The 14,333-nt window shown below is 37.8% G+C and carries 13 protein-coding genes; 4 read left to right on the top strand and 9 right to left on the bottom strand.

Going from position 1 to position 14,333, the window contains the following annotated elements; genetic code table 11:
• The first annotated feature begins 300 nt into the window (after positions 1–300).
• Positions 301–1,191, top strand: coding sequence for an ArsR/SmtB family transcription factor (locus ACO03U_RS07635; protein ID WP_204686483.1), 891 nt, complete (start codon positions 301–303; stop codon positions 1,189–1,191).
• A gap of 63 nt (positions 1,192–1,254) precedes the next feature.
• Here the strand turns inward: ACO03U_RS07635 and ACO03U_RS07630 are convergent, their stop codons facing one another.
• The 6 genes from ACO03U_RS07630 to ACO03U_RS07605 form a co-directional block, all read right to left on the bottom strand.
• Positions 1,255–2,205, bottom strand: coding sequence for a glycoside hydrolase family 43 protein (locus ACO03U_RS07630; protein ID WP_204686485.1), 951 nt, complete (start codon positions 2,203–2,205; stop codon positions 1,255–1,257).
• Entirely contained in the window at positions 2,195–3,739 is a 1,545-nt protein-coding gene (locus ACO03U_RS07625) for an alpha-N-arabinofuranosidase (protein ID WP_423104531.1), read from the bottom strand. The genes ACO03U_RS07630 and ACO03U_RS07625 overlap by 11 nt, the downstream gene beginning before the upstream one ends.
• A gap of 9 nt (positions 3,740–3,748) precedes the next feature.
• Complete coding sequence (locus ACO03U_RS07620) at positions 3,749–4,324, bottom strand: DUF624 domain-containing protein (RefSeq protein ID WP_204686487.1); 576 nt, start codon at positions 4,322–4,324, stop codon at positions 3,749–3,751.
• A gap of 6 nt (positions 4,325–4,330) precedes the next feature.
• On the bottom strand, positions 4,331–5,134 hold the full coding sequence (locus tag ACO03U_RS07615) for a carbohydrate ABC transporter permease (RefSeq protein ID WP_423104569.1): 804 nt from the start codon (positions 5,132–5,134) through the stop codon (positions 4,331–4,333).
• 68 nt (positions 5,135–5,202) lie between these two features.
• Positions 5,203–6,120 carry a carbohydrate ABC transporter permease gene (locus tag ACO03U_RS07610; RefSeq protein ID WP_204686491.1) on the bottom strand — a complete coding sequence of 306 codons (918 nt, stop codon included), beginning with the start codon at positions 6,118–6,120 and terminating at the stop codon, positions 5,203–5,205.
• A gap of 169 nt (positions 6,121–6,289) precedes the next feature.
• Complete coding sequence (locus ACO03U_RS07605) at positions 6,290–7,576, bottom strand: ABC transporter substrate-binding protein (RefSeq protein WP_204686493.1); 1,287 nt, start codon at positions 7,574–7,576, stop codon at positions 6,290–6,292.
• Positions 7,577–7,957: 381 nt separating this feature from the next.
• On the opposite strand from ACO03U_RS07605, the gene ACO03U_RS07600 reads away from it, so the two are divergent.
• Entirely contained in the window at positions 7,958–8,848 is an 891-nt protein-coding gene (locus ACO03U_RS07600; RefSeq protein WP_204686495.1) for an ArsR/SmtB family transcription factor, read from the top strand.
• Between the two features lie 137 nt (positions 8,849–8,985).
• Here the strand turns inward: ACO03U_RS07600 and ACO03U_RS07595 are convergent, their stop codons facing one another.
• Genes ACO03U_RS07595 through ACO03U_RS07585 form a run of 3 tightly spaced genes read right to left on the bottom strand, consistent with a single transcriptional unit; the run spans position 8,986 to position 12,230 of the window.
• Positions 8,986–10,149 (bottom strand): ABC transporter permease, encoded by a 1,164-nt coding sequence (locus ACO03U_RS07595; protein WP_204686497.1) that lies wholly within the window; start codon positions 10,147–10,149, stop codon positions 8,986–8,988.
• Positions 10,136–11,275 carry an ABC transporter permease gene (locus ACO03U_RS07590; protein WP_204686499.1) on the bottom strand — a complete coding sequence of 380 codons (1,140 nt, stop codon included), beginning with the start codon at positions 11,273–11,275 and terminating at the stop codon, positions 10,136–10,138. Before ACO03U_RS07590 ends, ACO03U_RS07595 begins: the two co-directional genes overlap by 14 nt.
• A 22-nt stretch (positions 11,276–11,297) precedes the next feature.
• The gene (locus ACO03U_RS07585) at positions 11,298–12,230 is read right to left on the bottom strand and encodes an ABC transporter ATP-binding protein (protein ID WP_204686501.1); all 933 of its coding nucleotides are present in this window, start codon (positions 12,228–12,230) and stop codon (positions 11,298–11,300) included.
• A gap of 241 nt (positions 12,231–12,471) precedes the next feature.
• Between ACO03U_RS07585 and ACO03U_RS07580 the strand changes: the two genes are divergently transcribed.
• Together ACO03U_RS07580 and ACO03U_RS07575 are read left to right on the top strand one after the other, a co-directional pair.
• Positions 12,472–13,557 carry a sensor histidine kinase gene (locus ACO03U_RS07580; protein ID WP_204686503.1) on the top strand — a complete coding sequence of 362 codons (1,086 nt, stop codon included), beginning with the start codon at positions 12,472–12,474 and terminating at the stop codon, positions 13,555–13,557.
• A gap of 21 nt (positions 13,558–13,578) precedes the next feature.
• Positions 13,579–14,211 carry a response regulator transcription factor gene (locus tag ACO03U_RS07575; protein ID WP_204686505.1) on the top strand — a complete coding sequence of 211 codons (633 nt, stop codon included), beginning with the start codon at positions 13,579–13,581 and terminating at the stop codon, positions 14,209–14,211.
• Positions 14,212–14,333 lie beyond the last annotated feature (122 nt).

Below are 14,333 nucleotides of genomic sequence, written 5' to 3'. Positions count from 1 at the left end.
CTTATAATAGTATGTTCACTTCCGTAAATATTGATTCCACTCATTTATCGTGATTTTCAATAAAACAGCGTATAACAGAAATGTAAATCAAACCCCCATAAAATTCCGTGAATCAATATATTTACAAGTGAATAATACCCCAATCTGAAATCGCTGTCAACAGCAATTTCATTAATTATTTAAAATAATACCCCTTAGATATTAATAATTTCATTAACTATAATTAAATTAAACAAAAACGTTTACAGTTATTAATATATATGTTAACATTCAATCATCAATTAAGATTGAGGTGACGATATGCAGTTAGATATTACGGACGACTCTTTGAAAGTCTATGAAGCACTGGCAAGCAATGTCCGCATTCGCATCATCCAACTCCTATCAAAAAACAAAATGAGCATTAAAGAACTCGCGCAAGCACTGGGGTTATCTAGCGCGATTGTCACGATGCATATTCGCAAACTAGAAGAAGCTAACATCATCAAAACGGAAAAAGTTGGCCAAAGTAAAATTTCTAGCTTAAAAGTGGATCACATCGATATCAACTTTCCTGAGAAAATCTTCAATGCCTTCGATGTCCAGGAAAATGATATCCCCATCGGTTTGTACACCGACTATCATGTGGAACCTACTTGCGGTTTGGCGACGGTGGCAGATTTTGTGGGACCAGTGGATGAACCTAAATATTTCATGGATCCCCAACGGATGGACGCTCAGATTCTCTGGTTTACCAAAGGCTTTGTGGAATATCAGACGCCAAACTATTTATCTAAGGATAGCAAGCTAGAGATGATGGAGATTTCTTTGGAGATTTCTTCAGAATTTCCTTTTGCCAATGATAACTGGCCTTCTGATATTACCTTTACTTTAAATGGAATCGAGCTAGGCACTTGGACTAGCCCTGGTGATTTCGCCGATATTCGCGGACGCTTAAATCCTGATTGGTATCCAGATAATCTCAATCAGTATGGTTTATTGAAGACCATTCGGATTTTGAATCATGGCACCTACATGGAAGGCGATCCCCTCTCAGCGGTTACCATCAATGATTTTGCCGCTGATGCCGATATGTGGCGCTTGCGCATCGAAGTCAAAGAAGATGCTGCGAATGTCGGTGGCTGCACGCTATTTGGACAAGGTTTCGGCAACTATGAGCAAGATATCAAGTTGAAGTCTTATTATAGTTAAGTAAAAAAGGCAATTGCGATACCTGTTTTATAGGTTCGCAATTGCCTTAAATTCTTATATTACTTAATTATCAGCCACAGGTTCACCAAACATCGGGAATCCCTCTTCATCCCAAGAAAACACCTGTGCTCTTGCATGTCTATCTGGATTATTCAATGGATCTGAATAATCATTTTTTTTAGGTCTCGCATGATATACCAAAACGTCTTGCCCATCACTAAGCGTCGTAAAGGAATTGTGGCCTGGACCAAATTGACGGTTTTTTTCCGAAGAAATAAAAACTGGTTCTTTTAATTTATGCCATTCATAGGGATCTAATAAATCAGCATCAATATTTGCCCATAAAAGTCCCATTGCATAATTTTCATCTGTCGCACTACCAGAATAGGTAATAAAAATTTTATCGCCATGAGTAATAACAGCTGGTCCCTCATTTACTTCAAATCCAATTTTTTCCCAGTCATATTCCGGAATTGAAAGTAAAATTTGTGGCCCTTTCAAGGTCCAAGGATTTTCCATTTCTGACAAGTATAAATTGGAATTTCCTAGAATATGAGGATCTTGTTGAGCCCAAACATAATAAAGTTTGTTTTGCGCTTCAAAAACCGTAGCATCCAGGCTAAAACTTTCAAACGCTGTTTTGACTTGGCCTTTTTCTACCCATTCCCCTTCAAAAGGATCAGCATTAGAATTTTCAATAACAAACATTCGGTGCCCAAAATGATTATCCCGTTTCTCCAGATGATTGCTGGCAGCGTAAAAAATATACCATTTACCATCTATAAAGTGTATTTCTGGAGCCCAAATCAAAAGACTTTGAGGTCCCTCATCATGAGCAGTCCACACTGTCTTGCACTCACCATTCTGCAACTCATTTAAAGTAGAAGCACGACGTAACTCGATGGTCTGATAGCCTGGCACTGAACCAGTGAAATAATAGTTTCCATCTGTATGTCGATATACCCACGGATCTGCTCTTTCTAAGACAATTGGATTATTAATTTTATTTTCCATGACAGTCACCTGATTTTTTTGAAATAGTAATCGTATTCCAAGAATATGGTTTTACCTGAATAGATAACTTGTTTTCAGTATCTGTAATTGAATCGGATATTTCCCGTGGCTGAATTTTGTTTTGTTCGTCTCGTGTATTCTTGTCCAAAAGATTGTCGCTAAATAAGGCAGTATGATGGTAAAGCAAATCGTCATCGAAATCATCATAATCTAGAGAAACGATCTGTTCAGAGTCCGTACGATTTACCAAGAAGACAACCAAGCCTGTCTCATTTTCTACAATACAAGAATCCACAAAATCAACACCACTAATCTTTTCAACATCATATTTTGGTCCATCTACAATGGATTCCATTACACGACCTTTAGCAAGTAACGCAAGATCCTTCATTACGTAATAAGTTGGATTTACCCAACTATCTCCCATAGCATCTGTTAAGATTAGTGGGATAGTATTAACTAATAATGATTGACAACCAATCTTGACTCGATCTGCATGCCTTAATATAGCCAAACCTAACGACCCAAAAAGCAAGGTATCTTCCATCGTAAATTGACACCAGTCAATCGGACTTCCCACCTCAAACGGATGATTTTCTTTTTCAGGTTGCGCATGTACGTTCCATTCATCAAAAGCTAAAAACATAGTCTTATCACTACGTTTTAGAGCTTTAACATAATCACATGTCGCCACAATTTCATCAATTTGACGATCAAATCGTTTTGATTTTGCCAAATAAGTTGGTGTATCATCTCGCTCATTTTTCGGTGGCTTCGTTAAATCATCTTCATCGTATTTATCAATATAATTGTGCAATGCAAGATAGTCTACATTATCATAAGCACATTCTAGAGCAATCCGATCCCACTCAGGATAAGAAGCTAAACGTGGTGTCGAGCTCCCTACCAAGACTGTCTCAATCGTATCATCTACTAACTTCATCGCTTTAGCAGCTTCATTAGCCAATAAGCCATATTCTTTTGGTGTTTTAGTACCAATCTGCCAGGGACCATCTAACTCATTTCCTAGACACCACAATTTAATTCCAAAAGGTTCTTCAGCCCCGTTTTCTCGTCGCAAATCACTCCAATACGTACCTTTAGGAAAATTACAATACTCCACAATTTCCTGGGCATCTTTTATTCCTTTTGTCCCTAAGTTCACTGTAAAAATCGGCTCAGCGCCAACTTTTTCTACCCATTTCATGAACTCATGAATGCCAAATGTATTAGGTTCAATAGCTCTCCAAGCAATATCGATTTTTCTTTTTCGATCCTCAAGAGGTCCAATGGTATCTTTCCAGTCATACCCCGAGGTAAAATTCCCTCCTGGATAACGCACCACCCCCAAGGATAAGTCTTTCACCAAATCTAAAACATCCTGACGAAAACCATTCTCATCAGCAGTAGGATGATTTGGCTCATAGACACCGGTATAAATGACACTTCCCATATGTTCAATAAACGAACCAAATAGTCGTTTGCTAACTTCACCAGTATAAAATCCTTTACGTGTTGTAATCGTTGTTTCCATGACTTAACCTCAACTTTTTCTTAGTAATAATCCAGCTAGTTTCCAAAAAGCTCCCGCAAATATAAATAAAAATAGCGGAAAAATGAAAATCAATCCGGCATAAACAATCGTAACCAATGCTAAAAGTATAAAACGTGGTAGGCTACTCAAAAAATCAAAGACACCTGCTTGTAAACTCTTAATTAATGACTGGGGATTGCAGATATCCTGACGTAAATAACCGCAAAAGGCCCCAAAACACACGAAAGTAGAAACTAATAAGAATATAGCTAATACTCGCATGTCTGCTTGACCATTAGTCATAACTGTCAGATTCAAATGATTAACAAGTAGGAGCGCTGCAATCAGTAAAGTAACCAAAAGCGATGATCCAAAATGTTTTTTAAAATTAGTAAGATAGTGACGAAAAATATTACCAGTAGCACCATCTTTATGCCAAATCAACACTGTAGCTAGCGCCCCACGGCAGGATGCCGTGAAGCTGACTAACGGTAGACAACCAATAATCCAGAGAATACCTAGCAATAAATAATCACTAATTGTAATCAACACACTATAAAATCGACTCTCGATTAATTTACTCATTAAAATTTACTCCTTCATACCAGACATTGCTGTCCCTTGAACAAAATATTTTTGAGCAAAGATATAAATTATCAATAGTGGCAACATGGAAATAACTGTCCCTGCCATTACAGGCCCATAGAAGGAAATATTTTGACCACTAAACAATGCTAACCCTGAAGGCAATGTCCGCATCTTGGCACTTGTGGTCATAATTAATGGGTACAACAAGTCATTCCAGCTATTCATCAAGGTAAAGATTGCTAAAGAAATCATACTTGGTTTACTTAGTGGCAACATAATCTTCAAGAAGATTTGGAACTCATTCAGACCATCAATACGAGCGGCTTCTTCCAAATCTTTTGGCAAAGTAACGAAGAAGGAGCGCATCATATAGATCCCAAAGGCGGTAGTCATTCGTGGAATAATCATCCCAGGATAACTATCCAATAACCCTAAAACATTTACTTCTAAGAACAAAGGAATCATAAAGACTTGAAAAGGAATCATCATAGTCAATAAAACAAAGTAAAAAAGTAAGTTTTTACCTTTAAACTCCATTCGAGCAAAAGCATAGCCAGCTAATGAATCAAAAAATACAGAAGTAATAACCACACCACCAGCAAAGATAACTGTATTCTTAATGTAATCTAATAATGGAATCGTACTCCATACCTTTAAGTAATTATTCAAAGTATATTTATCAGCGAAAATCTGAGGTGGATATGAAATAATATCCTTCTCAAACTTAAAAGATGAAATTAATAACCAAAGAAATGGAAATGCCACGATAAGCAATACCAATACTAAAATAATTCGTTTCATGATCATTTGTGTCTTACTTTTTCCAGGAGCAAGAGTCTTTTTCTTAACTAATGTATTCTCCATGATTAGTCCTCCTATCGCATTTGTTTTTCTTTGCGACTAATATACAAGTTGGTAGAGATTGCGATTATCGCGATAATTACAAATAAACAGCTAGATAGAGCTGAGGCATACCCTAACTCATACGGAGCAGTAAAACCGCGTGAATAGATATACTGTACAGCCGTTTCTGTTTTGAATTGAGGACCCCCACCAGTTGAAACATACACTTGGTCAAAGACTTGCATGGAACCTACTAAATTGGTTAATATACAAAAACCAAGAGAAGGTACAATTTGGGGTAACGTAATATTGAAGAATTTTTGACGTTGGGAAGCACCATCCATTTCAGCTGATTCATAAAGTGAAGGAGAGATTCCTTGAATTGCAGTCATTAAAATAGTCATAGTTACACCAAAATTTTTCCATACTGTCATAACTGCAACAGTCGGCATTGCTAGAGTCGGATCCCGGAAAAACTGAGGAGCTTCCATCCCTAAACGAGTAAATAAATAAGGAATGGCCCCAATATTTGGATCTAATAACATTGAGAAAATGATAGCAATTGAGGTTAAGGAACAGATAACCGGAATATAAAATACCGAACGACAAAAGCGATTAAATAAATTTGTTTTTGAAAGAGCCACTGCCATCAATAGACCGACAATGATTTGTAAAGGAGTTTCCATAATTGTGAAATACAAAGTATGCCACAATGAGTTAATCGCTCGCTCATCTTTAAAAACTCGAAGAAAATTCTCAATACCGACAAAATCCTTACTAGTAAAGAAAATATTCATATTTGTAAGACTAATGATAAACGTTCCTACTAGAGGTACTACTGTAAATAGAAATAAAACTAATAGTGATGGTAGAAGAAATAGATAAGCTGCATGATTGGTTTTATTCCAAAAAGCTAATGGATTTCTTTTATTAATACTTTTTGCTTCCATGATTATCCTCCCTATATAAACAAGCTCTGAGACTCTCGATTGTTAAAAGTGCAAAATGTAAAAATCTTCTTAGAACTAGACTGAAATCACATCCCGCTAGCTCTAAGAAGACATAGACGAACAGATGTCAATTAAGCGATATGAACTAGTCTCAGATTTAAGGCAATGCTTATTCTGCTAATAGAGCATTTATTTCGCTATCTGCATCCTTCATTAATTTTTCTGCATCTTCACCAGCTAATAATTTTTCAATTAATGGGTTGATGATATCGTTATTAATTGAAGGCAATTTATCAAAGCCTGGTAAGAAAGGTTCTGCAAATTCCATTTGTTTTGTTAATTCTGAAACAATCGGATCATTTTTGATTTCTTCATCTTCTTCAACTGATTTCAAATAAGCTGGAAAACCATTCTTCAAACTCCACTCTTTTCCAATTTCAGTTGTATTCCAGTATTTCAAGAATTCATAGACAGCATCCTTTTTACTAGCATCAGTACTTGCAGGAATTGCATATCCAACACCATCTAGAATTGCTGTTTTTTCTCCATCAGCAGAAGCTTGTGGAATTGTAGTTACGCCATAGTTGATTTCATTGGCTTTTAATCCATTGTTCAACCAAGGACCGTTTAACTCAATAGCCAATTGACCAGCATTCATCACGTTGTCCATTTCAGCTCCAGAGATTGATTCTGGACCAGCTTTATCTACATGAATCATTTTCTGAATAGTTTTCAAAGTTTCTAAGTTTTGTGGTGAATCAAATTCTGATTTGGTGTAATCATCGCTTACTAGTTTTCCACCATTAGCTAAAATCCAATTATATAATGGTGCCGTACCATCCTTATTAAAGATGAAACCAGAAACATTTTTTGAATCATTAGCTAATTTTGGTGCCATTTCTGCTAATTCTTCCCATGTTTGAGGAGGATTATTTTCATCTAGACCGGCTTCTTTAAAGAGATCTTTATTCCAGTATTGATACATACCTTGAACTTGCATTGGGATGTAGTATTGTTTTTCATCCACAATTCCTAAATCAACAGCTGTATCTACAAAGTTACTCTTATCAACACCATCAAAATCCCAGAAGTCATCTAGTGGTTGAACTGCACCATTAGCAACATATTGTGCAAAATCACCATAGTTTAATGCAACAAAATCTGGTGCCTTTTTGGATGCGATTGCAGTTGGAAGTTTCTCATTCACGTTTGCCCAAGTCATCACATCCATCTCGATGGTGATACCTTTATCATTTTCTTTATTAAAACGGTTAACAATATCTTGTAAAATTTCACCATCTGATGCAGTAAATCCATTCCAAAAAGTTAACGTTGTTTTTCCGTCTTTGCCTCCATCTCCACCTGACGCACCATCATTTCCGCCCCCACAAGCAGATAAAGATACCGCCGCTAGTGTCAAAGCAGCTAACCCAGTTACTAATTTCTTCAGCTTCATATTCTTTCCTCCTAATTTATATTCAGTAAGTCTGTGTAAACCTTACTGTAAAGACAAATTGATATGACACTTCAAAGTAAAATACTATCTACACTTTCAAATGCAACAATTTGATAGTTAAACTTTTGAAATCAAGAAAATCACAAATAACTTCCCTATTTACATAAAAGTGTCAAAGTTTCCTAGTTAATTCTAAATCAATCAACAAATTAACAATACACCATTCAGAAAACGCTGTCAATATATTTTAGTTAATTAAAAACTGTTTATATCCAATCAATTCATATATTAGTTAATTGAAAAAAGGAGTTTAAAGTTAAGCGTTTACAACATTATAGTTTTATGTTAACTTTAAACAAAAGGACTTTGGAGGTAAAAAGGATGGATTTAGAAATTTCCTATGATTCTCTACCAGTTTTCGAAGCACTATCAAGTAAAATACGCATCGATATTATCAAATTGCTTTCAAAAGAAAAACTCAGTAATAAAGAAATTGCTGAACGGTTAGAGATTAGTAGTGCAATTGTTACTATGCATATAAAGAAACTAGAAGAAGCCTCAATTATTTCTACGGAACGTGTTGGAAAAAAGAAAATTTCTAGTCTTAGAGTGGATGAAATTGATATTCACTTTCCAGAAAAAATTTTCAACGCCTTCGATACCAAGGATAGTTATATTCCAGTCGGTCACTACACAAATTACGAAGTGACTGCTCCTTGTGGATTGGCTAGTCCTCAAGAATTTATCGGTAATCGTGACGATCCAAAACTTTTTATGGATACTCGCCGGATGGATGCAGGTATTATCTGGTTTACACAAGGGTTTGTAGAGTATCAGAGTCCTAACTACATCGAAAAAGAAAATAAGGTTGAAATGATTGAAATTTCCATGGAAATAAGTTCTGAGTTTCCTTTTTATAATAATAATTGGCCTTCTGATATCACTTTTTACCTTAACGACATCGAGTTAGGGACTTGGACTAGCCCTGGTGATTATGGTGATATCCGGGGGAAACTAACTCCTGCCTGGTATCCAGACAATTTAAACCAATACGGATTATTGAAGACAATTCGTATAACAAAACATTTAACCAATATGGATGGTGAACCTTTATCGCCTATAACGATTTCGGATATCCCTACTCATACCGAACGTTGGAAACTTCGCTTTGAAGTCAAGGAAGATGCAAAAAATGTTGGCGGTTGTACCTTATTTGGTAAAAGCTTTGGCAACTATGCCCAAGATATTTCTTTAAAAGCTTATTATAGTTAGGAAGTCTATTAAGAATTTAACCTGAATCAGAAAAAACATCTTCTTAAGATCAGCGAAAACTGGATGAACCGTATATCAAAAAAATCAAACTCCCAAATAACAGGAGTTTGATTTTTTTGTTTACCCGCTTGCATTTCTTACTCTAATACTGGACCTTTGCGACGCTCGCTATTTAGCAGATGATTCAATAGTAGGAAAACTGCAGTGAAGGCTAACAAGACTAGTAAATTTATCTCATAATCTTGATAAAAAACATGATTATAATCCATGTGTTCCGCCACCAAGTTATTGTTCTCCACAAACCAATAAGTGGGGGTAAACGCCGCCAAGAGCCTCACTCCAGCTGGTAGCAAATCTGAATCTACAAAGACACCACTGATAAAGCAACATCCCATAATAAAAATATTGCTAATGCCACTGATTGCTTCAGGATTTTTAATGAACGCCGTCACTAAAGCTGAAAAACTCAGCATACAAGTGGTAAAACAAAGCGTATTCAATAAGAAGAGACTAATCAATCCTCCCTCTTGAGGTTTTGCCACTAGTAAAACAAATGCCACAAAAATTACTGTCAAAATTAAGCTATAACCAATAGTCGCCACATTGATTTTACGAGAAAGTTTTCTGGGAGATAATGGTGAGATACGATTGCGACGAAAAATTTCTTCACGATTAAAAGCCATATTGATCCGACCAAACCCACTAAAGATCGAGACGAAAAGACCATAAGCCAAAAAGTTAAACAACGTGGCAGAAACCATACGTCTTTGCCAAACACCAAAGTCCCCATCATGATGCACCTTGCCTTTGACAGTAAGAATGGGAATAACATCTTCTAATATTTCCTTAGCATTAGTTTTTCCTGTGCCCTCGCGATAGCTGCTAAACGTATTCATAAATTTATTAACCGTCAAGTTGACTAATTGGGAACCATAGCTGCCAGGACGATCTTGGCTGATAATTTCTGGTTTTGTTCCTAGTAGTAATTTTTCTTCAAATCCGGTGGGCACCCACAAGATTTGATCGACTCTCCCAAACCAAAGGGCATCGTCGAGAGCCTTTTGACTATAATCTTCTAGCTCTACCACTTCTTGCTGCTGTGCAAGGTATTTTTGAAAAGCCTGGGCAGTTGGCGTTTTTTCTCCCATAATTACCGCAATCTTTGCTTCAGCAAGTTGATCCGGATTTTGAATGATTTCTTGGGACATGAAAAAGCTGACGAAAATCATCACCACGACGCCAATAATCAGGGATAGTTTGTTTTCTTTAAGAATTTCGAAAATTGCTTTATAAACTGTCATATTGACTCCGCCTTTCGAAAAATACAGTCATTGCCCCAAATAAGAACAGGTATCCCGTCAACCAGAGTAAGTTTTGATAAAAGGGTGTCAAGGACTCGTAATAAAATAACTGATATAAACTTTCAGATATCAAATTGACGATGTTCAAACGACCGGCAAAAGGAAAATATTGATCAATCCAATATTTGATAAATTGTGAGCCCATCATCCCCGCCAAAAAACTCATCAACATAGAGACACTAATACCTATACCGATTTTTTGGTTCCAACTCAAATTCTTCAACAATGTACCTAACAGGGTGCCCAACATAATGGTAGTCAGACTTCCAATAGCGCAGACCAATAAAATCTGCAACCAATGCGAGCCAAACCCGATACCATAGACAAAGTGAAAGATTCCCAGTATCAGTAAAATACAACTATAAAATACTGTGAAGGCCGCCAACAGATTGACGCTGGCAATCAGCACCTTGCTATGGGGGATCATGTCTAGCCGAATACCATTGGGGGATTGATTGGCTTGCTGATCATTGGCGTTTCGCATCCCCCACATAAAACCGTACATAATACTCATTCCCACCAATGTAAAGAAATAAAAACTCATCTGGGAAATTTTGGCATCCGGATTTTTAATCCTAACAAAGTTTTCACCAGATAGTTCTAAGTCAGCAATCTTATCCGGTGATAGCTGGCCATTTTTCACTAAAGTTTGGATGAGGCTTTCTGTCTGCAAGTATTGATCCTGAATACTTTTTAAAATTGTTTGAGGAATTCCTTGTTGAGCGATTGTTAGACTAATTTCCGCCCCAGTCACCTGATAAATACCTATTATTTGCCCTTGCCCAAGTTGTTCACTGGCTGCTTTTTCGGTAAGTTCCGTTGCTGAAAAGAGCGGGTTGTCTCCTGTTTTGACTTCTGCTAAAACTTTCTGAAAATTGTTAGCCCGCTCTTTATCCACTGCCACGATTCCGACTTCCTGGACTTCCATTTGGTCTAAGGTGTCTAGATTGCCAAAAGCCATCTTAAATAAAAGGCCCAATAAAATCGGAAAAATAAACGTCCAAAACAGGAAGCCGCGGTCTCTCAGCAACACTTTTAAACGATAACGATACATGTGCAAAACCATTCTTTTTCATCCTTTCTATCGCTTAATCCCGGAGTCCTTTGCCAGTAATTGCCAAGAAAACATCGTTTAAAGTCGCTTCTTCGGTGTGTAAATGGGCATAGGCAATGGCTTGCTCTTTGAAATATTCCAATAGAGGTAACAAACTTAACTCTAGACTGCTAGAATGGAGTGTCAGTTGTCCAGCATGATAATCGATTTTCACCACACCGGGAAGTTGCTGAATGACTTGCTGTTGCTGTGGGGTCAAGCCACTAGCAGCGACTACCAATTTATCCTCATCCCGGACCATTGACTTCAGTTCTTCTTTAGTCCCTTCTGCGATGACTTTTCCCTGATCCATAATGACGATTTGATTGCATAAGAGTTCGACTTCTTCCATATAATGAGTGGTATAAACGATAGTGGCTCCTTGACGATTTAACTCTTTAATACTTTCCAAAATTCGGCTGCGACTCTGAGGATCTACTGCCACAGTAGGTTCATCCAAAAATATCAGCTCCGGTTTATGGGCAATACCACAAGCGATATTTAGGCGGCGTTTCAAGCCACCAGAAAGTTGCCTAGGTCGAAATTTGCGGAAATCTTCTAATCCTACCAGTTTGATAACATCAGCAACACATATTTGACGTTGATTTTTATCATCAATATACAGGCCACAATAGTAATCAATGTTGTCCAAAACGGTTAACTCTTCAAAAACCGCAATTTCTTGGGTTACTACACCGATACGTCGTTTTAGATCATAGCGATCTGGTGCCATCCTTTCACCAAAAAGCTTGATTTCACCACGGTCGAAACGCAATAGAGATAACATGCAGTTAATGGCGGTAGTTTTACCACAACCATTTGGTCCTAAAAGTCCAAGAACATCGCCTTTTTTAACGGAAAGTTGCAAGTGGTTTAAAGCAGTTAAATCCCCATAGCGTTTAACTAAATTATTGATTTCAATCATCACAGGTCTTCCTCCTCCAAGATTGGTTCTAGCAATCCTCATCAAAAAATCCGATTAGTTGTAACGTAGGACGCTTATTTTGAATTTTTCTTTTCTGCTTGACTCTACTATAATAAAAAGAGTAGGAGCACAACAGTGACTTATCGCCAAAGTCCCCGTGACAAATGTCATTTTTTAACAGGTTTGGCGCATAAATTCTTGCAAAGTCCATCACTGTTGTAAACTATTCCTGATGAGGCCTTTCATGAAAAATGCACAGACCCTCTTTTTAATCTATATTCTGCTACAACTTTGTGGTGTGCTCTTATTAATGACCCTTTACCCAGAACCACTAATCGCCTTGCCTTTTTTGCTTAGTTTATTGGCTTTGGGCCCGATTTATCTGTCGAAAAAAAGCAGTAGCCTTTTGACTATTTGTCTTTTTGGATTGATTGCACTTTTTTGGTGGCCTCTTTGGTTTTTCTTGCCAGCTTTATTTTGGCTATTCTATCAAGAACACTCATTGCCTAATTTATGGGGAGTAACGGTATTATTCCCCTTACTTAGCTGGCCACAGCTTCATTTCTTTAGTCCTTTACTAGTTTTATGGAGCGGTTTACTCTGGTTTTTCGCTCGACAAACCAATCAGCTCCAGCAATTAGAAAGTGCTTTTTTACAATTAAAAGATGACAGCTATGATCGCCATCAGCACATGCAAAACCAAAATCAACAACTACTAGAACAACGGGCCGCCCTATTGGAACTAGAGATTTCTCAGGAACGTAATCGCATCGCGCGGGATATCCATGACAATGTCGGGCATTTACTATCCAGTAGCATTTTACAATTAGCCGCTATTCGAGCCATCAACCAACAAACCCACTTAACACAGCCCCTCCAGCAATTAGAAACAACCATTCATCAAGGCATGGATAATATTCGCCAAAGTGTACATGATCTCCATCAAGATTCTCTGAGTTTATCCGAAGCGCTGCAACTTCTACTCACCGATTTTCCCTATCAGGCCGTAACTATCACAGGAGTTCCCTTTCATCAACTGTCAAAAAAAAGCAATCAAGTTTTACTGCTAGTGACCAAAGAAGCGCTAGTCAATGTGGTCAAACATAGCAATGCCCAAACAGTCACGCTCGAATTTACCGAGTTACCAGCTTTTTATCGCTACCAAATCAAAGACGATGGCACTGCCGTTGCTGGTGAATCGCATGAGAACGGACTAGGATTGATCAGTATGCGCCAACGAGTAGAAGCCATCGGTGGTCAATTTCATTCTGGAGCCACTGAAGCTGGTTTCCAAATCACTGTCACTTTACCCAAAGTCGCTACTAGCTAATTTTAGAAATGAGGTTAATTCATGATTCGTGTCATTGTTGTCGATGATGATCCCCTAGTCACTCAATCCTTAAAAACGATTCTGGAAATTACTGGCGAAATCCAAGTCATCACGACAGGAAGTTCCGCCGAAGAAGCTGTGGTGGCCTATCAAGCAAACCAACCAGACGTCTTATTGATGGATATTCGAATGGGAGCAAGTACTGGTTTGGTGGCCGCTGCTGAAATTTTAGCCAAATATCCGGCTGCGAAAATCCTCCTTTTGACTACCTTTTCCGATGATGAATATATCCAAGAAGCCCTGCGTCTCGGAGTCAAAGGCTATCTCATCAAACAAAAACTGGAAACCATCGTCCCCGCCATCAAAGCCGTTACTAATGGTCAATCTGTCTTCGGCACTGAAATCGTGGAACGCTTGACGGATTTATTGCAACCATCAGACACACGGGCTGAACAAGCGGTGTATGAAGGCCTGACACCCCGTGAACAAGAAGTTTTAGTGCAAATTGCCAATGGAAAAAACAACCGAGAAATTGCCGAGGCCCTCTTTTTAAGCGAAGGTACCGTCCGCAATTACATCAGTCAATTGTTGGAAAAACTAGAATTACGCGATCGGACACAACTGGCGATTTTTTATTATCAACAACAAGGATGACTTGCTCTGAATGATTACACTCCCAAAAAAATAGAGCCTAAGCAAGCGGATAGAAACTTGCTTAGACTCTATTTTTTTAAAGCTTACCCTTCATAGGCTGCTTCAAACAAAGCGACGATATC

This window comes from Enterococcus diestrammenae (assembly GCF_049384045.1).
Classification (GTDB): Bacteria; Bacillota; Bacilli; order Lactobacillales; family Enterococcaceae; genus Enterococcus_C; species Enterococcus_C diestrammenae.
Note: the sequence above shows the minus strand (reverse complement) of the source record. Positions and strands in the feature narration are given on the sequence as shown.